We start from the raw sequence: 26,015 nt of genomic DNA, 5'->3' as shown, positions 1-26,015 counted from the left end.
CTAATGAGCTGCTCTCAGGGTAAGAAACCGCTTACATACTTTGTTTCGATTCATTGTAAGACACCATTTGGTTTGGCGTCAAACCGGATCTTAATATAGTGGAAGAACAGGAAAAAGAGGACGCTTCGGGATAGCGTCCCCTCATGCTTTATTGCGCCGGAATGTCAAAACATAACTTTAAGCGTCTTGATTTCAAATGCGGAAAACGTAAGTGCGACCGGCTCTCCCGGCTCCGCTGCTATGGCTTCGGCCTGATCCTCCATCATGTTTACCGACTCGATGCGGCTGAACGGCAGCCCAACATGCAGACCGGCTTTAGTTCTCCCGCCGAATGCTTCATATAACCGGATAATCAATCCGCTGCCGTCTTCCGATTTCTTGACAGCTTCGATCATAACGCCCGGATGATCAATGGAGAAGAAGGTTCTCCGATAATCGACATTCTGATTCGTTCCTGACTTACCTGCGAAATAAGGCCGCAGCGGAACGTTGAACTCATAGCCCGCTTTATATACCTGGGCCTGCACGAAATCGCCTGTATGCGGCATCAGGGCATAAGCGAATTCATGGGTGCCCCGGTCGGCCTCGGGATCCGGGTAAGCCGGACTGCGAAGCAAATTGATGTCCAGTTCATTGCCGGAAGCCCGGAATCCGTATTTGGAATCACTCAGAAGCGCCGCACCATACTGCGATTCCGACAAATCGATCCAGTGATGCGCGCATATTTCGTCTCGGGCATAATCCCATGACGTGTTGCGGTGTGTGGGACGCTTCAGGTAACCGAACTGTATATCACAATTCACCTGGTCGGTCGCAATATCAAGCGGGAAAGCGGCCCGGAGCATTTTATCGCTTTCCCGCCATTCCACCTGAGTCCGAAATTCGGCGCGGCGGCTGCCTGCCGCAAGAACGATCCGCTGCACAAGCCTGGACTGGCCGAAGAGATATGTCTGCTCGACAATCGCTTCCGGGCCGTCCACATAAGCGCGCGTATCGCGAAGCAGCGCCTGCTCCGACAGTCTGCTCCGGTAATCCGCCGGAAAGTCCCAGGCATCGCCGTCTTTGTCGTCATAGATAATGAGCCGGTTTGCGGCCGAACCAGGTGGTATCAGCTCGCGTCCTGCAGCATTATCGTATAGGGAGCCTATTGTGCCATCAGTCAGAAATTCGATGCGAAGCCACTCATTCTCGAGCCGGCCGGGTTCCGCGCTTAAACCGCTCACTACTGTCGCAGTAGAGCCCGCATTGCAGTTCATAACCGAATAACCCATTGCCGGTACAGAAACCTGCTTCCACTCGCCGGCAATTAAGAGCCACTCATTGCGCTCCCAAGGCAGCGAGTTAAAGACGATGGCCGCTTCGCCGCTCTCCGGGAAGCATGCTCGCGCCGCCAATGCCGCGTACCGTTCGCGGATCAGCTGCTCCGTACGTTCGAGCAGAACTTCATATCGGGCAATTGATTCATCGTACACCCGCTTGATGGATGAGCCCGGCAGAATGTCATGGAACTGGTATAAGAGCACTTCCTTCCAGATTTCATCAAGCTCCCGTTGCGGATAGGCGATATTGCACCGCGACTCGGCTAGTACAGCGGCAAATTCCAGCTCGCGAAGCGCTTTCTCCATGCGGCGGTTATATTTCTTATTCTTAGCCTGCGTCGTAAGAGTGCCTTGATGCTTCTCCAGATAGAGCTCGCCGCGCCATGTTTTGTAACGGTCGGCCCGAATATTCAACCTGTCGAGAAAATCGATGGACAGTTCCTGTACGACAGGCGGCAGACCGAGCAAGTTCCGCTCGCGGCCGAGTCTCTCCAGGTGTTCTTCGCCCGGACCGCCGCCGCCGTCGCCAATCCCGAATAGCATCAGAGCGCAGTCGGAAACGGCTTTATCCAGATACTCCTTCTCGATTTTGACGAGAGAGCGCGGAGCGGCCGGAGAATTATACGTATCTTCCGGCGGCAGATGCGTCAGCACCTTGCTGCCGTCGATGCCTTCCCATAAGAAGGTGTGATGAGGATAGTCGTTCGTGTTATTCCAGGACAGTTTTTGGGTTACCATATAGTCGATACCCAATTTTCTCAAAATTTGGGGCAGCGCGGCCGTATAACCGAAAATATCAGGCACCCACAGCATTCGGACTCGTTTGCCGAATTCCTGCTCATAGAACTGCTGCCCATACAGCACTTGCCGTATCAAAGCTTCGCCTCCGGAAACGTTGGAATCGGGCTCGACCCACATGGCGCCCTGAATTTCCCAGCGTCCTTCGCTGATTCTCGCCTTAATGCGGTCATACAGCCTCGGGTAATGCTCCTTCATCCATTGATACAACTGGGGCTGGCTGGCGCCGAAACGATAATCCGGATAACGTTCCATCATATGGAGGACGGTGGAGAAGGTACGAGCGCCTTTGCGGATCGTTTCCCGGATCGGCCACAGCCATGCAAGGTCGATATGAGCATGACCGATTGCGCTCACGGTGAGCGTCGGATCGCCGCCTCGTTTCTGCAATTCCGGCGCAAGGCGTTCTCGGGCGGAAGCCGCATGCTCTTCATCGAACACATTCATAGTTAACGACACATCATACAGTGCCTGCAGTATTTGCGAGCGCCTGGATGAAGGATCCAGGTGGAGGGCAAGCTCCAGCAGCACTTCGACATCAAAGTACAACTGCCGCATCGTTTCACAGCAAACAGCGATTTCGGCTTCCCTTAATGTGCCGCTTTGGTATCTTCCGAATAGATCGTTGCAGCCCGCATCGCCCCACAGATCGATGATTTCGTCACCGTCTGCAAAGTCCGTGACCGGTACGACGCGTTTACCCGGCAGACCGAGGCTAAGATCAAACTCGGAGTTAATGTTGGTCAGACCTTGGACCGGCACTCCCTCCAGGTCGACTAAGCAAAGCTCCCCATTGACGTCTATGAGCAGAACAACTTTTTTTCCGGCTGCTTCGGACGGTACGTTTCCCTTAAAATGAAACCAGGCGCAGTCCCATAGACCGCCCCATTTATCTCCCGGCTGGATTGAACCCAAATGGGTGCCCGATTCGCGTTCGGTATATGGTACAGGTTCCCGCGTTACAAATGCATCAACGGAAAGCGGCGCAGCCTTTGTATAAATATGGGCTTCTATCTGCCGTTTAAATTGCTCCAATCGTTCAGGTTGTATAGCCTCATATGGCATGAACAGACCTCCTGCGACTTATAATACATATTTAATATATATAAATATAGCATTCGTTTTATGCCTTGTAAATGGTTAACAAAGATCAATCGTACGTTGTGGATATTATAAATTGCGGTTCCTTGACGGTAAAGATATATTTGATATAATGTAAGAAAATTGGTTGTTGCAGGGGGTAGTTTGATGCACAATGACAGGCAGCCGTTATACATTCAAATACAGCGTTATTTCAAAGAATTGATTTCCTCCGGAAAATTATCCGCTGAAGATAAAATCCCCTCCGAGAAAGAATTGATGGAGCAGTTCAACGTCAGTCGCATTACGGTAGCCAACGCGCTCGCCCAGCTTGCCAAAGAAGGCTGGATTTACCGTATACCCGGACGCGGCAGCTTCGTAAATAAAGACGCGCAGCAGCTGAGCAAAGATCTTCCGCGGGTGGAACCAAGAAACGACGACAGGGGCGCCGCAGTCAAATCAGCACCGTTGCCGAGTCGCAAGATGATCGGCTTTCTTATTCCAAGTATCTTCGATTTCTTTGCGATTCGCTTGATCAAAGGCCTCAATCAAGTGCTGGAAGATACGGAGTACTACCTTGTCATCCAGTTCACGAACAACTCCAAAGAACGCGAGGAACAAGCGATACTGGAGTTGATCCGGAATGGGGCCGTCGGCCTCATCGTGTTCCCCTCTGACGCCGAAAATTATAATGAAGAAATATTGGCGTTGAAGCTCAGACAGTTTCCGTTCGTGCTGATCGACCGGTATTTTCCCGGTGTTGAGACGAACTTCGTCTGTTCGGACGGTTCTCTCGGCGCACAGCTGGCCGTCAATCACTTGTGGGATCTCGGCCATCGCAAAATCGCCATCTGTTCCGATTCACCGCTCCCGACACTGTCGGTTGAACACCGGATCTCAGGTTATATGGAAGCGCTGAAACAGAAGGGCGTTCTCATCGATCCATCGCTCATCTTGACGGAATTCCATGTGGACTATAACAAAATCAATGAAGAACACGCGCTTTACCGCTATATCAAGAACAGCATGGCGACGGCGATTATTACACTTAACGCCCGCTTGGGACTTCATATCGCATCTATTGCAAAGCGGTTGAAAATTCACGTCCCGGAGGATCTGTCCATCGTCACCTTCGATGACCCGTCTCCCGGGCTTGACGAGTCAGGCTCTTTCACTTACATCTCGCAAGCGGAGGAGGAAATGGGCAGGAAAGCGATGCAAATATTGCTTGATCTGCTTAGTAAGCCCTCCGACCAAAGCACCGGGTATAACAAAATCATCATGAAGCCGGAGCTAGTAGTCCGAACCTCCACTTCCCCGGTTAAAACCGAAGCCAAAACTCCGATCTAAGAAATCGGGGTTTTTTTTGTTGTTTATAAGCGCATTACTCTGTTGACATATATACATAGCAAATATGAATTATATACATAATATAGGTATTATCTGCTCAGGGAAACAGCGATTAGCACTTAAAGGAATGGCTAAAAGCTGTCGAGAAGCTCTTGAAAGCTTTTGGTGCGTGGATGAGGGCAAGAATAACTCCTTTATCTTCCCGTGGATTTTTAAGGGGCATAAGATTTCCGTTCATTGTAATATCTATTATGGGGTCTCGTAGTTTTTTAACGGCATACCTACATATTCGCGGAATGAGCGGATCCGCTCTGCCTCGAACTCGAAGACAACCGCAAGCTCATTGCGATAAGGCTGCCCATTCAACGAACCTTCCGCGCGAAATACCACCATCCCGTTGTCCTCATTCTCAAGCACGATGAGCGAAGTCAGCTCCACCTGCAATACTGAGCGCTCGAACCTGATCAATTCCTCGAACCGCTCTTTTCCTTGCTGCTCGTGGTTCCACCCCTCTAGCGGGAGTGGAACGGAGAAATGAAAACCTTCCGTAACCATCTTTAGAAAATCGACTGTATGCCCTGTTTCAAAAGCCCGCCTAAAAGCATCAAACACTTCGCAAGTTCGGGATGGGACTGAGCCTACGGATTTCTCCATGATAGAATCCTCCTCATATTAGTTTATTGGTGTTTTGAAAGAGAGGATAAATCGGTTTCAGCCTTCTGATTGATGAGACGCCATGAAAAAGGACGCTTGCTTTTCATTGTTTAGCGCGACAGGACCTTCAGCTGGCTCGATATCGTTCCAAGGTGAATGGCTTCGTGAATCAAAGCGAAGTTGAACAACTCGCCGGCGGTGTTGAATTGGAACGGTCCCAAGACATGCGAAGTTGAAAGCTTCTCGCCAAGCATTTCAGGTGTCAGCTCAGATAGGCGGGAAAGCTGCGCCGCTAAAATCTCGACCAACTCTTCCTTCGATGGAGGAGCAAAAGTCCAGTCCAAGGGCTTTGTTCCAGAGTTAAACAGCGTCTCATACGAGTCCGGTATGGCCGACGGAGAGCCGAAGCTTAAGGTAGAATACTTATCCATCCAATAAATCATATGGCCGACATTCCAACGAATGGTATTGTTGAAGCCTTCCGGCTGCTTGTCGAAATATCCCTCCGTAACTCCCTGAAGGTTACCAAGAACAACCTGATGCAGTACTTTACCGGTGTTAATAATCGATTGTGTCATAATCAAACGCCTCCTGATTTGGTTTGGGTAATGTGGTTCGCTTTCTTAACCAAGTTTACCTCCTCATTCATAACGGAACTGATTTCCTCCTTTTGCAATGAGAAGCGCTTGATATGTTCCTAGTATAGGTTCCATAGAACTTTCCATCAATGCAGTGGGCATTACCGGAACGTTAAGTATAAGTTAACGATTATTCATTGACAGAAAAAGAAGATGGAGTGAGAATAATCATTGAATATGAATTCAGCGATGCAATTGAAAGCAGGTGTAATATGGAGCTAAAACAACTACAGTATTTTATGGCGATTTGTGAAGAGCTTCACTTCACGAGGGCAGCCGAAAAAATGGGAGTCAGCGCACCTAACATCAGCCAGCAGATAAGGAAATTGGAAGAAGAATTAGGGGTGCTGTTGTTCGATCGTGTGGGAAAAACAATTGTCCTTACAGAAGCCGGAGCGATTCTTCATGAAAACGGTGCTGCCGTGTTCAGGCATCTGCAGCAAGCGAGCGACGCCATTGCTGACCTGAAGCAGATGCAAGGCGGATCACTATCCATCGGCGTCTTGCCCGGTGACGCGGATCTCATGTTTAACGCCTTGCTACTGAACTTCCATCAGACCTATCCCACCATCTCGCTGTCCCTTCTGGAAACCATGCAAGTAACAGAACAAGTTCTCGACCGAAGCATCGATGTCGGCGTAACCATTGGTCCTGTTATCGATGAACGTCTAACGTCAATTCCCCTGTTTCACGAGGAGTTCTCATTGGCGGTAAGTGTGAATGATCCTTTTGCCACGGAGAGCTTCATCCCATTGAACAGGCTGCATACCTTGAAGATGGTCATGTTTCCACCCGACCATCAATGCCGCAAGCTGATCGACCGCTTTTGCATGGACAACGGGTTTACTCTGCAGCCGCATATGATGACGACAACGTTATCCTCCCTCCTCCAGATGGTACAGAGCGGAGTTGGCGCCTGTGTTCTGCCGCGGCTGCTACTGGATAATCTTCACAATACAGACATCAAAGTCGTGCACCTGAGGAATCCTACGCCCTCTCAGGACATTTGTCTGATCTACCGCAGCGACAGATATGTTGGATACGCAATGCGAACGTTCATCAAGACTTTGAGAGCCTACATCGAGACCGCTATCAATCATGCGAAGTCTTCATAGATAGGGTAGTACCAGTAAAGCTGATATTATCTAAACGAGCGTGTGGACCCCCTTGAAATACAAAGGTCTGCACATTGTTTACATGTATTCAATCGTAAGAGACTCCATTAGCACATACTCCTCACTATCGTCTCCGCTAGTGCTAGCTTCATATTTCATATGATCAATCATAAGCAGCTAGGCCTGTTGCCCGCTCTAGGGTGGAATTCATGGAACACGTTCACTTGGGATATTAACGAACATTTAATTAAAGACGTGGCGGACCTCTTCGGCGGAGGGGTACAAGGATGCGGGCTACGAGTACATCGTAATCGATGACTGCTGGAGCTTGAAGGAACGGGACAAGGATGGAAATTTGGTCGCCGATCCCGCCAAATTCCTGAGCGGCATGAAGGCGCTGGCAGACTACATTCATGAGAAGGGCTTAAAGCTCGGCATGTATTCATGCGTATGGCACCCATACATGCGCCGGTTATCCGGGCAGCTTCGAGCATGAATTTCAGGATGCCCGCCAGTTGGCCGAATGGGGCATCGATTTTCTGTAAGACAGCAGCAGCCGCAATTCGGCATCGGAACGCATTTTTTCAAAAGGCTTGGCATCCGCGTTACTGGCGATACCGTACATCGGCTCCAAATTGCTTGGTGCTTCCGCAGCAACGGGCTTATCGGGCGCAAATTCCGTTATGGACAGCAGGTGCGGCACCTCGTCGCCTTTGAATTCGATCCACACATACTCCCACGGGTCCTGCGGATCGGGATAATAGTATATTTCCGTATACGGTAATATGACGAAGCTTTCGCCCGCCTTTAAAGGAAAAGAGGTATTGCGCGTCTCCAAGGTTCCTTTCCCGCTTACAATGTAGTGCAAAGAATACACATCGCGTACGCCCGGCCCCCATCTATGCATATTGGGAAACTTGTAGCCGTTGTTAATGTAAATCAAGCCATTGCTGCTGTACGAATGATAGGAATGAAACGAATTCATGAGCGGCACGCGCCCGGGGCCTCTTTTGCTAGAACCAACACCGGATTCACCTTGCTTTCCGTTTCTTCGCTTTTTTGATTATAACCGATTCGGGCAGGGAGGGTTGTATCCATAATACTAGTTTTTTTAAAAAGGCTCTGTTATCCTTGATTGTTGATTTCTGACCAAAAGAAAAACCGCCATCATTAGGCGGCTAATTCTGAAGTATCGTTATCCGTTAGTGCAATACCTTTGGCTCATTTTATGGCTATGCCCAAAAATTCGGTTGCCTACCGTCGATATCATTAAACCCATACTCAATGGCCAGTTCCCCAGTTGTAAGAGTCTTGCCTGACTTAATCTTAACATTTGGATCAACAGCCAGTGCCACAACAGCTCTACCGATGTACCCAGTAGATTCTGAATTTATGAAGTCGGGTTCATTTTTAATTGCATCTTTCCAATTTTCTTCTTTAACACCGAAGCCTTCTAGCATCGATTCTGAACGTATCCATCCAGGAGTTAACGCAACGGAAGTAATGTTAAGATCACGACTACGAAGGTCTTCAGCTAACGCTTCAGCAATATGAATAGCTGATATTTTTGCAAGACTGTAGAAGATGCTCCGTGTTGGTCGATAACTGTACCCAATCCCATCGGTGACTTCAATAACTAAGCCACTTTTACTTTCGACCATAAGAGGCAGTCCGTAGCGATTTGTAATAATGTGTGAGTGAATGGCTTGATTTAGAAGACGCATCCCCTTCTCGATTGTTTGTTCCGTAATCCTCAACAGGGATACCTAAATGAAATTCACTTGCTTTAATATACTCCATAATTGATTTACACCACCTACCGGAAAATTAAAAATCAAGATAATTATACCATTTCTTTCTTTACTAATCTGTCCGTTCGTATTGTGAGGTCACCGCTAGCCATCCACGCCGTACAGTTCATAGCGGTGCCGCCATTTCAGCAGTGTATACACTAATGCTGTACTTACGTTCCACCTCCTCCCGAGTGCCTACACCTGCTTCAAGTTCTCCTATGATCGCCTCCTTTGGAGTAGCCAGTTTATTTTTTAAACCTGTTCAAAGGGGAGCATATCAATCCCGCGGCAGCCTCATTGTGCTCTTGTCTTCATTAGCATTCCTGTAGAGCGTTAAATTTCCGCTTTGCAAAAAAACGAGCGCCTCGGTACGATGGGAGTACGAAACGGGTCATAGCCCTTTAAATCCCATCATCTTAGGAGGACGCTCTACTATGAAGTTTAAATCGCAGGACAAACAAAATCAACTTATTGAAAAAATTTCCGCCCAGCATCTGGTCGTCGGGATCGACATCGCCCAGCAAATGCATGTCGCACGTGCTGTTAATTTTCGGGGAATCGTGGTCGGTAATCCCCTATCCTTCTCAAACGATGAAGAGGGTTTTAATAGCCTTCTTCGGTGGATCCAGTCGCTGCAATCCGCTCACGCTTTAACAGCAGCCATTGTCGGTATGGAGCCTACCGGACACTACTGGCTTAACCTCTCCAGGTGGCTCTCAAATCGTCAGTTTGAAGTTGTTCTAGTCAATCCACATCTCGTGAAAAAGAACAAGGAAAATCGCGACAATACGCCATCCAAGAGTGACAAAAAGGATGCCCTGGTCATCGCAGATATGGTCAAAAACGGCTACTACTCGTTCACTCGCAACACACCAGAAGCATTCGATGAACTACGTGTTTTTCTCTCAAACCGCGACTCTGTCGTTACGAGACTCGTTAGTGCCAAGAACCAAATTCATCGCTGGGTCGACGTTGTTTTTCCTGAGCTGCGACAAGTTTTCAAAAACATCCTGTGTGCCGGTTCATTGGCCACTCTTCGTCTTTTCCCAACGCCCGAAGAATTGTGTAAATTACAGCCTCAAGACGTTTTACAACGTTGGAAATCGATTATGAAACGGCATTCTGGTGAGCGAAAAGCTCGAGCTCTTATCTCATTGGCTTACAGATCTGTGGGTTCTAAGCAAGCCACACATGCCTACAAGCTTCACTTGAAGCAGCTGCTCGATGAGTACGACCTTGCTTGCCGGCAATTGCAAACAGTAGAAACGGAGATAATCGCTGTTTTGGATCGCATTCCATTTGCGAAATCCATGCTTGCTGTCAAAGGGATAAGTGCGATTTCGTTAGCTGGTATTCTAGGTGAGGCGGGGGATTTAAGCGGCTTTGTTCACGGTAATGCCTTACTGCGTCATGCTGGTCTCAACCTTGCAGAAGCAAGCTCAGGTAAATGGACCGGACAGATGAAGATTAGCAAACGTGGACGCTCTCGTCTCCGACGTTTCATCTTCATGATGACCATGAGTTTAGTTGCTAATAATTCGGAGTTTAAAGCCATCCATGCATACAATGTACAGACAAAGAAGATGAAGAAAATAAGGTCCATTATGAAGCTGTGTGGCAAATTAGCCAGAATCTTAGTTGGAATGGCTCGCAGCGGTGAAGCTTACAACGCTCCAAAAACGATGCCAATCCAGCTAGCTGCTTAACCTATACTTACCGTTTCGTTGTACGAGTTTTGGCTTATTCGCGGGATTTCAAAGAAAGCACGGGGTACCGGATGAATTGAACCAAAGGGCACCGACCCGTAACGATAGCAAGACCGGCCTCCACCCCTTGGACAGGTGTAACGAAGGAATGAAAGGGCGTAGACCCGTTGAGACATGGGAGTGAAAACCTCCAGGGGCGGCGTGGAGAATGCGTGCAGTAGATGGAAGAATGTGGGGCTGCAACCTCCCCCTCTATTTCCTCACGCCTTCATGTTGCTCAGGTCTATTACGAGGTCATCTTTCTTACCTTTCTACATTTCTAGTAAGGGTGAAATCCTGCGAATAAGCGAGTATTCGTGAGAAAACAATATCGTACCGAGGGAGTTCAATTAACTAAATAACCAAATATCCCATTAACGGGATGAGCGCTTACACCTATAGATTCATATCATGTGCTATGCTACTATACGTGTAATAAGAATTACCTTTTTTCCATGACACACATGATGCCGATTTACCGGTTTATCTTTCCGGATATTATTCGGGAATCGTTAAAGGGAAAATTGGAGGCGTTTTCATGTGAGGGGGAGGTGATAATGATAATAGGTGATACATAAATGGATTGCGGCGTGGAGTTAATATTTGAAGGAGGAATTTTATTATGATGAAAAAAGTCTTAAGTGGTTTGGTGTTGGGAAGTCTATTGGTGACTTCATCTTATATTGATGCAGGCAATAACGTAGTAGAGGCAGCGGTGATTAATTCAATACCTAATACGACTAAGGTTGAAAAGAGCTATGATACCAGCTTTTTATCCGTTACCGGCTATGCTTCTTTAGGAGTAAAGGACAGAAGTAATTATGTGGGAACATCTTATTATCGTACAGTCAGTAATGGAAGAGAGTTTTTACAGGCAATCCTGGATGCAAGTAAAGGTACTGTTAAAGTAATTGAAGTTACGGATGTTATTAACTTAGGATGGACTGAATTAGCTCTAAATTCAACTGAAAGATCCAAGTATAGTTTTATTACAAAGTATCCGAACCCAACGAACGGGTTTACGAATCCACTGTTAATGGCTTCCGGTGTATCTAAATTAAGCATATCCAATGTAGATGGGTTAACCATTTTCTCTACATCAGGCAAGACAATTAAGCATGTAGAAATAAAGCTGCAGGGTTCCTCCACTGATATTGTAATAAGAAATCTCAACTTTGACGAAATGTGGCAATGGGATGATTCCGGAAAGCATAAAGAGGTAGGCTGGACATTTATCAAGGTAAATGGCGCTAACAATGTATGGATCGACCACTGTAAGTTTTCTATCGCGGCAGATGGGATGATTGACATGGAAAACGGTTCATCCAATGTCACTTTTTCTTGGAATGAATTCGGATTAGAAGCAACTGAAGATCCAGATGAGAACAGTTCGATTTATCAGTCGATCGAATATATGGAGCAAAAATATGCAGCAGGCTCCCTAGACCCGTCAACCAGTGTATATTATAAAATGCGTAATGAAGGCGCTACCAAAAATGAAATTATGGCTTATGCCGCATATCATTCTAAGGTGCATTTGGTCGGCTCCGGCGATAAGGATTATACGAACTACGTTAGCCCTACCGGAGTCGAAGTTAAAGATGGAAATCAAAGACTTAGATTGACCATGGCGTATAATCGTTATACGAATGTTGGGCAACGTTTGCCAATGATTCGTCAAGGTGCCGGGCATTTATTTAATAATTATTTTGATAATTCGACGCATCAGAGTGTTATGGATCGTGTAGCCGCTATCTCAAAATATGGCGGAGATAAGTTATCACGTGGAGTCAATGCTAGAAATGGAGCTTCGATCGCAGGGGATACCAACGTTTATAATGCATTTAATGAACCGATAATCGGTGCAGAACGTCAAGGTGATGATACAGGCAATATGAGTGCACCTTTCGATGAGTTGTTTAAAAATGCGATGAACCATAGTTTAATTGTAAATTCAAAAGTAACAAACAGCAGCGGATCTTATATAGGAAGCAGCTGGGACAATAATGGCGATAACTTGTTTACCAAGGGAATAACCTGGTATGACAAATCAACGATCGGGAAATGGGCTTGGTCTTCACATATCGTCGGGGTAGAAAATATGAGTAAAACGAACCCGCCGGATACACCGTTTACTTTTACTTATGATTACAACGAGCAACTGCCTTATGCTTATAAAACCATTCCTTTAAACAGTGTTGTACCAACAGTAGTAAAATACGCTGGAGTATCAAAAAAAATTAATTTCAGTGCTGCAGACTGGTTAAGAACAAATTATATTGATGCATATTCGACTATTGAAGCAGACAAGTGAAACCCGGCTTCAATCAGCTTGGACGCCCCGGTTTTTCAGATCATCCAGCACACTGAGCGAAGCGGTATAAGCTAACCCGTACGATATTCTTATTCTATAAAAAAACGCACTGTCGCACAGACAATGCGTTTTTTTGTGCCTGATTTAACTATCGTGTCCGTCCCTCGGTTTTAAGGGTTTATCTCGCGTAAACTCAGTGATTCGCAGGATTTCATCACCAACACCTTTCCACGGTGTGGAGACCGATAGCGTTTAGCTAACCAACCACCGTTGTAATTTTTGAAATCCTTCATGTGTGTTCTTAAACGAAAGATGCCGATTAGATAGGACTATTTAGCGGAAGTTCGTCGCTTGTGCGACATGGATTTCCTTTGCCATGGCATGTCAATTCCCACAACAAGATGAGAGGTTGTAATTCGTTCAATACGTTGATTTTGCCCGTCCGATTGCTTAAAACTTCATAGTAAGAGCGCCTCCTTGATGGAGTTGGGTTTCGAACCTGTGGACAAACCCATCATACCGAAGCGCTCCTTTTTGACAAAGACTTTTTCCAAGAACTAACATTAATGTTTATAAATACCTCAACTTCCAGCGGAGGAATCAGCTTAGTGTAGCATATGAAATATAAGTTTTCCTATTCCTTTACCAATTCGATAAACAACAACGATTGGTACGGAAATAATGATTGCTATGCAGCATACAATGAGTACTTGGTTACCTTTTGATAAGTTTTTTATTAAAGTTTTAATAGATTTTATGAGGACTCATCCTTTCCTTGGCAGAGGGAACGGCTAGCCGAAAGGTAAGCTTGGATGTCTGATCGCTTTCGTTCTCTCGTAATTTTTAAAAAAAGCAGCAGCGGATTGAAAACGAGAAATCGCGGAGCTTCGTACAGAAGCTGTCGATTCCTTCCGGTTTACTTCTTATCAGTTTCGGCTTTTGGTATGCATTTAATGCTTGGCGGCTAGCGTTTTGGCATTTTTGACGGCGGTTGCCCAAAGCTTGACCGGGTCCGCTTTGGCGTTGCGAACGAGCCGTCATAGTGCGAATATTCGGGAATCAGCCAGTTAGGGAATATCAGCAGATCGGGTACGTCCCCTGATGCAAAGGCGACTTTCAGCTTATCGGAGTACTCGCCGATCGGAATGGATTGGATGTTAATCGTAAGCCGGAAATGGCACTGTTCATATAAGACTGAAGGGCCGGCGTGTAGTTCAAAATATCGGGCTGCCAGAATGTTACAATCACTTCTTTAGCGGGAAGTCCCCCTCTTCTCGCCTTCTGCCGATACCGGAAGTGTACCCGCTATAAGAAGCAGGCACAAGACAAACAGAACTACTCTCTTTCTTTTTAAAATCCGTTTATACAGAAGAATTCCGCCTCCATAAAATAATGAAATACTTTCATATCCATTTTATACTACTTGTTCTTGTCATCCTACACTTTTTCCAAAGCAAAACCCGCCAAAGTTATTGGCGGGTTTTGGGCTGACGGATGACAAGGACTTGATCCGATAAATGACAAGAACTAGGTCCGATTTCCGATTCTCCACTTAGACGCAACCATTTATACGTTATCAGTGTCTGGAAAGTTACTGCTTAAAACTGCTCAATGTTTAGTATAAGTAAAGCGCATGATTCCGAAGCACCATCACGCTACCCAATAGTAGAGCAGCCGCCGATAAACGCCGGCAGCCTGTGGTCATGGAACTATCGTATCCGTTAGTTTAATCCAACATATCATCGTTGTATCTTTGCAAAAATGTATGTGTCCCTCAATTCGCTTCCATCAACAGATAAATCTTCGATCTTGAAAATACCCTCAAGTTCAAAGTGTAATCGCTCAGGTATTAACTTACTTCTAGTATTTTTAGTATCACAACGTATTTCCAATCTTCGGGCATTCAACTGACTAAATGCAAAATCACAAATACCTTCAACTGCTTCAGTCATATACCCATTGCCACTAAAACGTGTATTTATCCAATATCCAATTTCAAATTTCCGTACATCCCAGTCTATGTTATGTAAGCTTGACGTAGCAACAAATTGCCCCGTTTCTTTCATGAAGACAAGGAATCTTAGATTTTCACGACTTATAAATCTTACATGTGCCTCTCTAACTGAAAGTTCAATATCATATTCGGTTTGTTCATTTTGTACAAACTTTAACCAAGGTTTCAACTCATCTATCGAAGCATTAATGGCTTCAAATACAACCTTACCATCCCCTGGTTTTGGCATTCTAATTACTAATCGTTCAGTATGAAACTCATCTGGAAAATCAATCATAATTGGTTTCATAACATTCCCCTTTGGTTTATTCCTATCATACAAAACAACCATAAACTATGCCACCAAAACAACTTGTTACGCTATTACGCAAATGCTGCCCGTTTGTTCAGTGGAAAGCAGAATAAGCGATGGATCAAAATCCACCGCCGCGCTCTCGTAATCCGTTAGCTGAACTTATATTGATTGAAATCGTTTATGACACAATGGATAATTCCATAAATATTTCAGCAATATCATTATCATTGTATTTTGGTATCTCATAAAAGCCAAAACTTCGAAACACTGACATCGCTTTATAAGATTGTTTCATAGTGTCCAACCTCAGCTTTATTAATCCAGCTTGTCTTGCAAATTCTATTATTTGGCTCATCATGCTTTTGCCGTAACCCTTATCTTGATGTTCAGGTAAGACGAAGAACCTCTTTATTTCACCGATTCTGTATTCAGAATCAATACCCTTTAAACCAATAGTCCCAATAACGCTCTGTTCTTCCTTCAATAACCAGAATCCGCCTCCCGTCTCAAAATATAGAAGTTCAATACTTCTAATATCTGAATGCGACCCTTCCGGATCAAAGACATATCCTCTGGAAACATACATAGTTTTCATAAACTCTTCCAATTGATCCTGGTCTGATCTAATGTATCTCTGCAGCAATAATCATTCCCCTCTCTCGTGGATAGAACTTCTTTACTCTCGTGCCCGTTAGCATTCCTGTAGAGCGTTAAATTGCCGCTTTGCAAAAAAGCGAACGCCTCGGTACGATGGGAGTACGCAACGGTTCATAGCCCTTAAAATCCCATCATCCAGGAGGACCTCTATGTATGAAGTTTAAATCCCAAGCCGGCAAAATCAACTCATCGAAAAAATTACCGCCCAGCATCTGGTCGTCGGGATCGATGTGTGGACTTTACTAAAGACATCTTCCCAGTCTAGATTAACATTTTCAATTGTATAGGTAGGGAAAGGAGCGTATCAAGCAACTTCAATTCGATCCGCTTACGGTTCTCCATAAACTTAATGGTTTGTTCCGTGGCGAAGACCGCCGCGCAGCAACCTCTTATTGAGCCAACTGCTCGATTGCATCCTAAGGCTGCCGATCGAAGGATAACAATAAGTCCAACCAATCAACCTTAACTTCCACCTGCGGTTAACATCACCGTGTTGGCCGTTGCATTAAAAGTAATCGAAATACCTAGCTTTTCGCACAGAAACCGGAGAGGGAACATGGTTGTATTCGAGTAGTTGCCGTAAACCGCAAAAGGCTGAGGCGCGCCGGCGGCAATCTCCTCACCGACCCGGTACTGTTTATCGCGCGACGAGTAAGTTACGTGCAGATCCCCCTTCATGAATGTCCACGTATCGTAAACCGCGTTATAAGCATCTGGGTCCGGAGCGGAGAAGGCAAGCCGCACCTCAATCCCCATATCCTGAAACAATTCCGAACGAGACACATAGAGACTACCGTTACGGAGCATTGGAGACAGTTCTACCTTCGCCGGTGTGCCATTAATAGAAAAGCTAAGCGGCATATTTAGTTTAGACGGCTTATTGATGGATGCCTTTTCAGAGCCATCGCCCGGATAGCCGAAGCCCCAGTCGTATACCGATCCGTTCTTCGTCTGGGCAAGATTCAATGAATTTCCTGCACTGATGCGGATGACGCTTGAGAGTCCGGATACCTTTCCCTTTACCGTGCTCACTGTTCCGTCGGCTTGCAGCGCCAACAGCTGACTCCCGGCAGAGATGGCGACCGAGCCGTTCAGTGTGTTAAGCTTCACCGGTTTTTTGCGGATGCCCGCGAGCCCGGTAGTCATCCCCCAATTCCAAACGCTGCCATCCTCCAGAAGCGCATTTGAATCGTAAGTACCCGCCGCAATGGCCTTGACCTTGCCGATTCCTGTCACATGGTATGGCTCAAACTGCATATCCTTCGTGCCGTTGCCGATTGCGCCATAGTAGTTGTAGCCCCACGTCCATACTTGCCCGCCTCGGGTCAACGCCATCATATGATAGCCGCCCGCAGATATGAAGGCCACATCCTGCAGCCCGCTAACTTGTACCGGCGTTTGTTTATCTTGTGTTGCTCTATGTTCACCTTGCGTATCGTTACCAAGTGTCCACACCGTCCCGTCGCTCTTGAGCGCAATCAACGCCCCCGCTCCAGCACTGATCGCAGTAATGTTCGATAGCTCTTCAATCCGTGTCGGCGGATCAACGATAAAGTTACCCTTGACGCTATCGTAGGAACTGCCAAATTGCCATACGGTACCGTCTTTGAGCAGCACGTAGGAAGTGCCATCAGCAGAGGCAGCTTGCTTCACATTCGCTAGAGAAGACCATTTTGGCATATATTGCTCATACAGCGTACCATCACCTAGTTGGCCGTCTTTATTCGCTCCCCAGGCAGCTACACGGCCATCGGCATAAACGAGAAACTGAGAATCCCATCCGGCCTCCATAGAAACGACATTATTCTTTAGAGCAACATCTCCAGACGATTCTTCCGCATGAGCGAATGTATTCGATAGAAACAGAACGGAAAGGGAAAGACAAAAGTAACTGATTCGTCGAAGAAAAATTCCAATCATGAACGCGCCTCCTTAGACTTCCGTATATGATAAATCTCTATATTGGACGAGAAGAAATGTATGGAAGTTGCAGCACAAATCTGCCCGTTAATGCTATCGATAGTCTAAACTTTATCACTCGCAGGCTACACCATCGCTTATCAAGACTTAATTTCAAAAAATCAAATGAAATAAGGGGTTTCACATATTATGCATGGCTAATATGTGAAACCCTTTATGTTTATCTATCGTGACCCTTTTAGCTGCATGTATGTCAACATTCCAAAACTCTTGCTTCTGTCTTCCCACGCTCCTTCCGATAAGTTAACACTCTGGATTTCGTTTTCATCTCCTCGTACTCCTCCTCAGCGGTCGAATCCCAGATAATTCCTCCCCCTACTCCATACACAGCCTGCTGCGTGTGCGTATCCACAAGAACTGTGCGGATGGCCACGTTAAACGTAATGCCTTCACCCGGTACAACGAGCCCGATAGCACCGCAATATATGTGACGTGCCTCCTGCTCTAAGGAAGATATAATCTTCATGGTAGAAATTTTTGGGGCCCCTGTAATAGACCCGCACGGGAACATAGCCTGGAATAAATCGAACAGGGTTAACCCCGACTTAGTATTCGCTTCTACAGTCGAGGTCATTTGGTATAGGGTAGGGTATTCCTCGATTTCGAACAGCTTAGGAACCTTTGTAGTGCCTGTTTTGGCAATCCGGCCTATATCGTTCCGAAGGAGATCCACGATCATCACATTCTCTGTCCGGTTCTTCTCGGATTCGAGCAAAGCTCTTTTGCTCTCAGACTTGGGAAGGGTACCTTTCATCGGCTTCGTACGGATGATATCTCCATTCCAGTGAAAGAAAAGCTCGGGTCAAACAGACAGGATTCGGTAGCGCCCCACATTCAAATACGCGGAATAATTGCCTTGCTGAACACCTCGCAAATCTTCGTAGTAGGCAAAGTCATCCCCAATGAACTCTGTCCGCAGACGCATCGAATAGTTGACCTGGTACGTCTCTCCGCTAGCAATCGCCGCATGAATGCTTTCAATGTTTTTTTCATATTTTACACGGTCAGTATTTGCCTTCCAGTCTGATACGCAGTAGCCCCCATGCTCCCTTATGGCGTCTTCTTCCACTGTTTTATCGTAGACACCAAACCATACTAGAGGAAACTCTGCATCAGGCTCACAAACGCTGAGATGCCTATCGAAAGCGGGTGCGCATTCATAAGAGACATAACCAGCCACATAGAGCTGCCCATTAATAGCCTCCTGTACCTTCTCGAATATACCTTTAATATTTTCGGGTTTGTTGGTCTGCCACACTTGCAGAGGCTTCTCAAATTTCAATCTGTTCTGATTAAAGTCAATGATGATGATTGGTTCGTCTTTCACTTGCTACACTCCTTTCGCTTATTGTATTAATCTCCGTTGAGAAAAGGCTACCACCTGGCAGCCCTTTCGTTCTTGAACTATCGTATTCGTTAGCGTAAAACCCTAGATCAAAATCAAATTAATCAATTGGGTTTGTCATTGAGTTATAAATATCATGAAGAGCTTCTTCATTCTGATCATTCAATAGTTTCTTATCTCCGTTCTCTACTACATAAAGCTCAAATGTTTGCTCGCCTACCGATCGAACGCCATCCAAAGTGCAAAACAGTCCGAATAACGAAGCATCCACCGCTTCTTCCATCATCTTCATAACATTTGATCTGTCTTTATCAGTTAAGGAATTAAACCATTCCGACAGTTCAACATGCTTTTTCCTTGGTTTTCTACCTGGGGGCTTTTTAATAAATTCTATTGTTTCGTTAATTCCCGCGTCTCTAATTTGGTCTTTAATTATTCCAATGAATTGTTCCGGTTTCATGCTATCACTCACCTTTTAATACCGGCTTCATCCAATTAACATTAACACATATTGGAACTACCTTGCCCTTTCATCAATAAAAAATGGCAGTTGAACCATGATCTGCTGCCGCTATAAATATTGAACTATCGTACCCGTCCCTCGGTTTTAAGGATTTATCTCACGTAAACTCAGTGATTCGCAGGATTTCATCACCTTGTATTGTAACGGTTGGGGGGAATGTAAGCCACATGTACTTTTCCGTCTAGGATTAGGGCATGCGGAAATAGAAGAAACGTCTGGAACATTTCCCCAAAGGCCTTTTCTACTGCACGCATACTCCACAAATCCCTGAAGGTTTACCATCCCACGGCTCGACGGGTCTATGCCCTTACATTCCTTCGTTACACCTATCCAAGGTGTGGAGACCGATAGCGTTTAGCTGATGGGTCTGCGCCCTTATCGGAGACGTACTCGGTCCTCCGTGCTTTCTTTAGTCGAAATCCTGCGAATGAGTCAATTTACGTGGTTTCTATCACGTTTTATGCTGCTTGAGCGTACGAGTGGACTGTTTTTTCAGGAGTGAATTTCTCTCCGCTTTGAACCATACCGATTAGGATTCGAGCCAGTTTCCCAAGCAGCTTAAACACCGATTGTTGCTTGCTCATATGCTTGACCTGAACATTATTTTCATGCAACTGCCGAAAGACTGGGTTGGTTCCTACCAGTGTAAGCGTAGCGAGATACATATATTTTCGCAGTTTGGCATCTCCTCGTTTGGAGATCACGATCTCTCCCTTGCGTTTTCCTGACATGCTTTCGGCTAAGTTTAAACCGGCTTTCCTCAGTAACTGACGCCCATGGGCGTACTGTTTCAAGTCACCTGCACCAGACAGAATCGCTGCAATGTAAATCGTTCCAAGACCTTTTACGGAGCGAAGTTGGCTGACTAGAGGTATATCACCTAGTAAAGTTACAAGTTCTTTTTCGATCTGTTCCAAGATATTGGCAATGCGCTGATACTCCTCTATCAAGCGTTGTAAATCGTGCTTAGCCTCCCTTAGCGCAGACGTATCTCCTACACTCCGCCTGGCTGTGGAGATTAATTCGGCGGCTTTCTGTATGCCAGTGGAACCGCCAGCTCGCTTCATATATTTTCTCCAAGCTGTAATGACCCCTTCCGTTGATTGGCCATTAAGATCAGACGGGGACGGAAACTCTTTTAGGGTCGCCATTGATCGAGGGCAAGTCCAATCCTTAAAAACGGAAGCATACTCAGGGAAACGAATATCCAGCCACCGAACAATACGATTCTGCAATCGAACACTATTCGCAACCCAAAATTCTCGATCGCTCATAATGGTGCGTAACCTTTGAAAGTGAGTCGCTTGACGAGTGTAATCATAGTAATAGCCACGGCTAACAACATCTGCGATCACAAGCGCGTCCTTCGGATCGCTCTTGGAGGGACAGTTGTCATGGTTTTCCTTGTTCCGTTTCGTCGTTGCTGGATTCACCAAAACAACGTTTACTCCTTTCCCAACAAGCCAATTGGCCAAGTTTGTCCAATAGTGTCCTGTCGGTTCCATGCCGATGATGAGACTTTTTAATCTGTGTTTCTGCTGTAAGGCATCCAGCCACCGTTGTAATTTTTCAAATCCTTCATGTGTGTTCTTAAACGAAAGGTGCCGATTGGAAAGGACTATTCCGCGGAAATTCGTGGCTTGTGCAACATGGGTTTCCTTTGCCATGTCAATTCCACAACAAGATGAGAGGTGGTAATTCGTTCAATACGTTGATTTTGCCCGTCCGATTGCTTAAACTTCATAGTAAGAGCGCCTCCTTGATGGTGTTGGGTTTCGAACCCGTGGACAAACCCATCATACCGAGGCGCTCCTTTTTTGACAAAGTCCATTTCTTAGGACTAACAGGAATGTTTAGTTGAAACCCAATCTGAATCATTACTATTAATATTTGTAAACTCTTGCACTGGGCCTCTATTGTCTTTTCTTCTAATTTCATTATAGTTATCGTTTGTATATTCTTTGATAACATTTCTCCAAAAGTTTTGAACAGATGTATTCCAATCGAATTGCTTACTCTCCAGTTTCCTTCATACAGGTCAAATGCTTTTATTGCAGCTTGTTTCCCAATCTTATTTCTGCGATATTTCCTTAAGATGAAAAAATTCAATATTTTTGAATACTAAATCGATTTCCATCTGGATCGAAGAAATGGAACCGTGCAAATCCGTTTAGATTACCGGAAATATCGGAAACGGATACACCGCTGTCGAGTAAGAATTGATGATAGTTTTGGAATACCCATTTATCATGAAGGACGCAGTAGGGTGTAGCAGGGCCGTTAATTGGTCCTGTATAGGCATTCGGGGGCAGCGTTTCCAGCCACCATAAGGATGTTCCTGGATGATGCTCTACCCCAAGTCCCATAAGAGCCCATCCCTGTTCGGGATGCTCCTCAAGGATAGACATCCCGACATAATTCTGGTACCACTTCTTGGCTGCTTGTACATCCCTAACTCCGATACGAACCCAACCCGGACAAAGTCTTGCTCCGTAGTCTTGTTCAAGCTCCGGGTACCCGCAAACGGTCAGACGCGTACCTTCGTAAGTCGCCCAAAGATCGAAATAATACCGTTCCCCCGGACCCAAATAGATGTCGGAAACTCGGATTTCATTTTCCTTAAAGTAATTGTGAGCCCCCACAATATCTTTCGTATTCCAGCACCAACGTACATTGGGATCAACTCCGCGATCCACCAAACCTGGATGCGGCCCATTTTCGGAAAGTACAGATTTTATCCATGTTCCAAAAGCATGCCGGGTCAGTTTCTCTGAGCTAGAGGCATGGGTTTCACCACTTTTCCAAAGAAAGTGTTTGGAATACCATTCCGCCGCCGCTTCATGATAATCCCATAAAACATGGATAAAACCTCCGTCGTAATTTAAGGAAGGGACTGTGATAGGTTCTATAGCTTGTTTTTCTTTTTTTAATACGACGGGGAACCATATGTCTATAACGGACGATGGGTCGTCAATCCCCGTAACCCTCAATATTTGAAAATGAAACGGGGAAGCTTCAACATAGTCTGAATTCGGCAGCCATTGCTTCAGAAAAAAATCCACAGTGGGGCCTGTAGTCCGCGTGGACCCGTTGTGAGAAATAACCGCATACTGATGCGCCTCTACTTTTTTTAAAGACATACCTTCGGGCAGCCGCACCTGATCCTCTGACTCAACACCGACAAAAAGCGTAAACACTCGCCCAGGCATATAGTCGTCAGAAAACGTGGAGAAGATATACACTTTATCGTTTTTACGGCTGGTGATCTCGCCTATGCGTTCGATTAATGCTTTGGCTAAGTTTGAGGAAGCCCTACCGCTTGAGTCAGTCGTTTCGGTTGTGAAACCTACCAGAGATAGAGTACCTTGGACTGTCATTTGCACATTCATAAGACACCGTTCCTAACCTCGTTTAATAATTGGAATGCAGCAATCCACATAAACTGCATGTCCGACATCGGATACTGGGAATAGCTCCAGCAGCGGTCTGCTATCATCGAAGACAAAACCACTTTCAGGCAGCCATTCATAAAATAAGATATCCATGATGGAATCATACAGGTTGGGATGTTTCTCTAACTGAATGACACCATACGTTCCACCGGCAATCCGGCGACTGCCCATTCCTAGGTCACCATCCAGATTAGCAGGAATCGTTCGACAAGCATCATACCTCCAATGGACCTGTTCCCCCAGTAAAGGGAAATAATAAGGGATCCCGATGTTCATGGATTGGTAAATAACATTCGGTTTCAACTTGGCCCAGGTCGAAACCCTCTCAAACGCTTGTCGGATCCTTTCTTGATCAGAGAAAGGATCTGGTCTTCCAATGCATCGATCATAGATGACACTGTAAGAAGGCAGCTGTTTTACAGTAACCTTTAGTGATCTTTTTGCTTCAATGCGCGTTGTACCATCCGGATTAATACTATTGTAATATTTTGTATCGAAATATCTTTCGGTAATCTTGCGATCTATTTCACAAATCTTGCGATTTTGGCGATTACCTTGTTCCCTGAACTCTGAAGCATTTCTTCCAAAGTAACTTTTAAACGAACGAGAAAAATCGCCGATCGAAGAAAAACCACAATCTATGGCAATTTCCGATAGACTCTGGTCATGAAAGAGTATGATTTTAGTTAGGGCTCGTTCCAAACGAGTTCTTTTAACATAATCGTTTAGGTTTTCACTGGTGACCGCTTTAAATAGGCGATGAAAGTGAAAAGGCGAATACGAAACCAACTCCGCTACCTTATGGAGCGTAAGCTTTTCGTTAAGGTGCTCTTCGATGTAGTCCATTACATTAAAAACTAAAAGGCGATGCCTCTCTTGAACCGTAACGGGTTGATTGCTCATCCACGCTCTCCCGATCCCATTATTTTTAACTATAGAATTTCGCGGCTCATTTAAATTTTCCTCTTTTGACCTATTGCGGTTTCCCAAGCTTGGCATGTTGCGCAAATCTGCCCCGTTAAGCGAGCGAAGGAAAAAGGGATCTAATTGACTGCGCGGCAGCTGGGCGATCCCTTTATAAGTAACGTATCCGTTTCGCTTAGGGAGGATAAGACTACACAATCATCTTGTATACCCCTGTTTCACCCAGAAAATCCCTTCTTGTCAATCCTTCTTCTCCAAGCAATATTCGATAATTCGTTATTGTACCGTCATGTGAAATAATAAATATTCTGTTATATCTGTCTCCGATCCAATCTAATAACTGCTTAGCATATCCTTCAAAAACGTCCTGATCGACCCTGTTAATTCCTTTCCAACAATCCAAATTAAAGTCTAGAATTTCTGCGTCTCCATAAAAGTTTGTAATCTCAGTTTTCGAAAGGATCTGATCACAAGCAAGAAAAGGAAATTCGGGGTTTTGTGGGAACATTCTCGGACCAACAAGCGGAGTAATAATGAAATCCAAACTATTCATCAACATCATTGCTGTCTCAATTGTACGTTTAGTTGGACTTACAAGAATCAAATCATCAGAATTAATTATTATTTTATCCCGAAGTTGCACGACCTGAAATTTTCCGTATTCTGTAAGACTAGGATGTAACGTATTCAACCGATTTGGATAGTCGTTGAGATGTTCTCCATGGCCATGTCGAATAAATATGAACTCCATCTTGCCTCCTCCTAACAATAAATTCAATTTTAAGGTATTCGCGATTCAGCAACCGTCTTGACTGAGTAATCGTAATTCACATTCGATAAATCGTCGTACTATCCTCCCGTTCTTAATAAAATAACGTACCTTTATTGCCAAACGGCAATGTATAGAAGTTCTCTTGAGCAAACGACAAGAACTTCTATACAAATAAAAAAAGCCCAGTTTATGCGACTTCCATTGTATAGATGTTCTTGTCGTCCGACATATATTGTGTCCATGATCTAGCCCCGGGCGCGAAGCGCCTGGAGCACAAACACGCAGTTACACGTTGGCGGTCCTCCCCAATATTAGCGGAGCGGATGTCGTAAAGCGCGCACCATTACCGTCTTTAATTCTCTAAGATCGGTCTGGATCGGGCTTGAAGAATCCTTTGAGCTGACGACTCACCAAAAGGCGCACCACATTGCCGGACATCCTCTACAACTCTGTGGTAATCATAGCTCAACCTGTGATTCTCTACATTCCATTTTTGTCCATTCCATGTCACACTTGCATATCCGGCTCGATGATCTCCATCAAATGGAAATCCAACTGAATCAATGATGCTATATCGCTGACCGCACGGAACGCCATAGGCTGCGTAGTGAAGGTGTCCTGCCACAATCAGATTGGCCTTCGCATCCCCCAGAAGTGTCTTGGCTTCCTCTTCTGGAGTCATCGTCCGAAGACTGAACGGAACAGGTTGAAGAACCAATATACCGGTCACATCAGTAGGTGTTGCGTGCACAATGAGAAGGTCATCCTCCGGAGACTGCCCTCCTGGTGGAGTTATTCTGTACTCAAAGGGCAGACTCTTCAGATAGCTCAAGCCATCTGTTCCTAACTTCTCTCTCACCCAGTCCAGTCTTTCCTCGGAGTACTGTTTATCAAAGACCAACAGGTCTGTGTTCCCGTAAATCGTGGGAACGCCCAGATTCCTTATCATGTCAAGGCTTTCGGCGGGGCGGGGTCCGTTCAGCACTAAGTCGCCAGCGACCACCAGACTGTCATATGGTCGGTTTTGAAGATTCTCAAGAACAGCGTTGAGTGCAGCCACGTTGCCGTGAATATCTGCGATTACTACAACTGTATATGACGAGGAATGATTCATTTCAAGCCTCCTAATCTGTGTGATGACGAGGTGTAACTTTTGCGCGCGATATTAATTCACGGTGCTTGCTTCAAAAATAATCAATTCACTATCGTGTCCGTTAGCATTCCTGTAGAGCGTTAAATTTCCGTTT

General features: G+C 45.5%; 18 protein-coding genes and 3 pseudogenes. 6 read left to right on the top strand and 15 right to left on the bottom strand.

Going from position 1 to position 26,015, the window contains the following annotated elements; all coding sequences use genetic code 11:
* Positions 1-164 precede the first annotated feature (164 nt).
* On the bottom strand, positions 165-3,182 hold the full coding sequence (locus tag KZ483_RS05000; protein WP_220351621.1) for an alpha-mannosidase: 3,018 nt from the start codon (positions 3,180-3,182) through the stop codon (positions 165-167).
* Between the two features lie 183 nt (positions 3,183-3,365).
* On the opposite strand from KZ483_RS05000, the gene KZ483_RS04995 reads away from it, so the two are divergent.
* A complete protein-coding gene (locus KZ483_RS04995) occupies positions 3,366-4,547 on the top strand; it encodes a GntR family transcriptional regulator (RefSeq protein WP_220351620.1) in 1,182 nt (393 codons plus the stop codon).
* A 249-nt stretch (positions 4,548-4,796) separates the two neighbouring features.
* On the opposite strand, the gene KZ483_RS04990 is transcribed toward KZ483_RS04995, so the two are convergent.
* Positions 4,797-5,201, bottom strand: coding sequence for a nuclear transport factor 2 family protein (locus KZ483_RS04990; RefSeq protein ID WP_220351619.1), 405 nt, complete (start codon positions 5,199-5,201; stop codon positions 4,797-4,799).
* A gap of 110 nt (positions 5,202-5,311) precedes the next feature.
* On the bottom strand, positions 5,312-5,779 hold the full coding sequence (locus KZ483_RS04985; RefSeq protein WP_220351618.1) for a DinB family protein: 468 nt from the start codon (positions 5,777-5,779) through the stop codon (positions 5,312-5,314).
* Positions 5,780-6,051: 272 nt separating this feature from the next.
* Here KZ483_RS04985 and KZ483_RS04980 point away from each other — a divergent pair, with 272 nt between their 5' ends.
* From KZ483_RS04980 to KZ483_RS28295, 3 genes and pseudogenes are all read left to right on the top strand, one after another.
* Entirely contained in the window at positions 6,052-6,954 is a 903-nt protein-coding gene (locus KZ483_RS04980; RefSeq protein WP_220351617.1) for a LysR family transcriptional regulator, read from the top strand.
* A gap of 328 nt (positions 6,955-7,282) precedes the next feature.
* Positions 7,283-7,345, top strand: a pseudogene (locus KZ483_RS28300) (hypothetical protein); the annotation flags it as partial.
* A gap of 49 nt (positions 7,346-7,394) precedes the next feature.
* On the top strand, positions 7,395-7,499 hold the full coding sequence (locus KZ483_RS28295; RefSeq protein ID WP_258881700.1) for a hypothetical protein: 105 nt from the start codon (positions 7,395-7,397) through the stop codon (positions 7,497-7,499).
* Here the strand turns inward: KZ483_RS28295 and KZ483_RS04970 are convergent.
* Positions 7,454-7,939 carry an AraC family ligand binding domain-containing protein gene (locus KZ483_RS04970; protein WP_258881699.1) on the bottom strand — a complete coding sequence of 162 codons (486 nt, stop codon included), beginning with the start codon at positions 7,937-7,939 and terminating at the stop codon, positions 7,454-7,456. The genes KZ483_RS28295 and KZ483_RS04970 overlap by 46 nt on opposite strands.
* A 247-nt stretch (positions 7,940-8,186) precedes the next feature.
* Positions 8,187-8,711 carry an SDR family NAD(P)-dependent oxidoreductase gene (locus KZ483_RS04965; RefSeq protein ID WP_220351615.1) on the bottom strand — a complete coding sequence of 175 codons (525 nt, stop codon included), beginning with the start codon at positions 8,709-8,711 and terminating at the stop codon, positions 8,187-8,189.
* Positions 8,712-9,181: 470 nt separating this feature from the next.
* Between KZ483_RS04965 and KZ483_RS04960 the strand changes: the two genes are divergently transcribed.
* Positions 9,182-10,453, top strand: coding sequence for an IS110 family RNA-guided transposase (locus tag KZ483_RS04960; RefSeq protein WP_220351614.1), 1,272 nt, complete (start codon positions 9,182-9,184; stop codon positions 10,451-10,453).
* A gap of 661 nt (positions 10,454-11,114) precedes the next feature.
* Complete coding sequence (locus KZ483_RS04955) at positions 11,115-12,806, top strand: pectate lyase family protein (RefSeq protein ID WP_220351613.1); 1,692 nt, start codon at positions 11,115-11,117, stop codon at positions 12,804-12,806.
* A gap of 1,739 nt (positions 12,807-14,545) precedes the next feature.
* On the opposite strand, the gene KZ483_RS04950 is transcribed toward KZ483_RS04955, so the two are convergent.
* The 10 genes and pseudogenes from KZ483_RS04950 to KZ483_RS04900 all read right to left on the bottom strand — a co-directional run bounded on the left by KZ483_RS04950 (position 14,546) and on the right by KZ483_RS04900 (position 25,882).
* A complete protein-coding gene (locus KZ483_RS04950; protein ID WP_220351612.1) occupies positions 14,546-15,109 on the bottom strand; it encodes a GNAT family N-acetyltransferase in 564 nt (187 codons plus the stop codon).
* 184 nt (positions 15,110-15,293) lie between these two features.
* Entirely contained in the window at positions 15,294-15,758 is a 465-nt protein-coding gene (locus tag KZ483_RS04945) for a GNAT family N-acetyltransferase (RefSeq protein WP_220351611.1), read from the bottom strand.
* Between the two features lie 476 nt (positions 15,759-16,234).
* Positions 16,235-17,692 carry an RCC1 domain-containing protein gene (locus tag KZ483_RS04940; RefSeq protein WP_220351610.1) on the bottom strand — a complete coding sequence of 486 codons (1,458 nt, stop codon included), beginning with the start codon at positions 17,690-17,692 and terminating at the stop codon, positions 16,235-16,237.
* 253 nt (positions 17,693-17,945) lie between these two features.
* Positions 17,946-18,821: pseudogene (pabB, locus tag KZ483_RS28290) on the bottom strand (aminodeoxychorismate synthase component I).
* Positions 18,822-19,197: 376 nt separating this feature from the next.
* Positions 19,198-19,557: a hypothetical protein gene (locus KZ483_RS04925; protein WP_220351608.1), complete on the bottom strand. Its 360-nt coding sequence runs from the start codon at positions 19,555-19,557 to the stop codon at positions 19,198-19,200.
* A 521-nt stretch (positions 19,558-20,078) separates the two neighbouring features.
* Positions 20,079-21,364, bottom strand: a pseudogene (locus KZ483_RS04920) (IS110 family transposase).
* A gap of 361 nt (positions 21,365-21,725) precedes the next feature.
* Positions 21,726-23,009, bottom strand: a complete 1,284-nt coding sequence (locus KZ483_RS04915) for an effector binding domain-containing protein (RefSeq protein ID WP_220351607.1) — start codon at positions 23,007-23,009, stop codon at positions 21,726-21,728.
* Between the two features lie 12 nt (positions 23,010-23,021).
* Entirely contained in the window at positions 23,022-23,975 is a 954-nt protein-coding gene (locus KZ483_RS04910) for an AraC family transcriptional regulator (protein ID WP_220351606.1), read from the bottom strand.
* 211 nt (positions 23,976-24,186) lie between these two features.
* Positions 24,187-24,747: a phosphoglycerate mutase family protein gene (locus KZ483_RS04905; RefSeq protein ID WP_220351605.1), complete on the bottom strand. Its 561-nt coding sequence runs from the start codon at positions 24,745-24,747 to the stop codon at positions 24,187-24,189.
* Between the two features lie 373 nt (positions 24,748-25,120).
* Positions 25,121-25,882, bottom strand: coding sequence for a metallophosphoesterase family protein (locus KZ483_RS04900; protein WP_220351604.1), 762 nt, complete (start codon positions 25,880-25,882; stop codon positions 25,121-25,123).
* Positions 25,883-26,015: the final 133 nt, after the last annotated feature.

This window comes from Paenibacillus sp. sptzw28 (assembly GCF_019550795.1).
In the GTDB taxonomy this organism is placed as follows: Bacteria; Bacillota; Bacilli; order Paenibacillales; family Paenibacillaceae; genus Paenibacillus_Z.
This window is presented reverse-complemented; position numbering and strand designations above follow the sequence as displayed.

What these genes read in the sequence shown, in the direction of transcription:
- KZ483_RS05000 (WP_220351621.1), bottom strand. Translation starts at nt 3,182, where the DNA reads ATGCCATATGAGGCTATACAACCTGAACGATTGGAGCAATTTAAACGG.
- KZ483_RS04995 (WP_220351620.1), top strand. Translation starts at nt 3,366, where the DNA reads ATGCACAATGACAGGCAGCCGTTATACATTCAAATACAGCGTTATTTC.
- KZ483_RS04990 (WP_220351619.1), bottom strand. Translation starts at nt 5,201, where the DNA reads ATGGAGAAATCCGTAGGCTCAGTCCCATCCCGAACTTGCGAAGTGTTT.
- KZ483_RS04985 (WP_220351618.1), bottom strand. Translation starts at nt 5,779, where the DNA reads ATGACACAATCGATTATTAACACCGGTAAAGTACTGCATCAGGTTGTT.
- KZ483_RS04980 (WP_220351617.1), top strand. Translation starts at nt 6,052, where the DNA reads ATGGAGCTAAAACAACTACAGTATTTTATGGCGATTTGTGAAGAGCTT.
- KZ483_RS04970 (WP_258881699.1), bottom strand. Translation starts at nt 7,939, where the DNA reads ATGAATTCGTTTCATTCCTATCATTCGTACAGCAGCAATGGCTTGATT.
- KZ483_RS04960 (WP_220351614.1), top strand. Translation starts at nt 9,182, where the DNA reads ATGAAGTTTAAATCGCAGGACAAACAAAATCAACTTATTGAAAAAATT.
- KZ483_RS04955 (WP_220351613.1), top strand. Translation starts at nt 11,115, where the DNA reads ATGATGAAAAAAGTCTTAAGTGGTTTGGTGTTGGGAAGTCTATTGGTG.
- KZ483_RS04950 (WP_220351612.1), bottom strand. Translation starts at nt 15,109, where the DNA reads ATGAAACCAATTATGATTGATTTTCCAGATGAGTTTCATACTGAACGA.
- KZ483_RS04940 (WP_220351610.1), bottom strand. Translation starts at nt 17,692, where the DNA reads ATGATTGGAATTTTTCTTCGACGAATCAGTTACTTTTGTCTTTCCCTT.
- KZ483_RS04925 (WP_220351608.1), bottom strand. Translation starts at nt 19,557, where the DNA reads ATGAAACCGGAACAATTCATTGGAATAATTAAAGACCAAATTAGAGAC.
- KZ483_RS04915 (WP_220351607.1), bottom strand. Translation starts at nt 23,009, where the DNA reads ATGAATGTGCAAATGACAGTCCAAGGTACTCTATCTCTGGTAGGTTTC.
- KZ483_RS04910 (WP_220351606.1), bottom strand. Translation starts at nt 23,975, where the DNA reads ATGAGCAATCAACCCGTTACGGTTCAAGAGAGGCATCGCCTTTTAGTT.
- KZ483_RS04905 (WP_220351605.1), bottom strand. Translation starts at nt 24,747, where the DNA reads ATGGAGTTCATATTTATTCGACATGGCCATGGAGAACATCTCAACGAC.
- KZ483_RS04900 (WP_220351604.1), bottom strand. Translation starts at nt 25,882, where the DNA reads ATGAATCATTCCTCGTCATATACAGTTGTAGTAATCGCAGATATTCAC.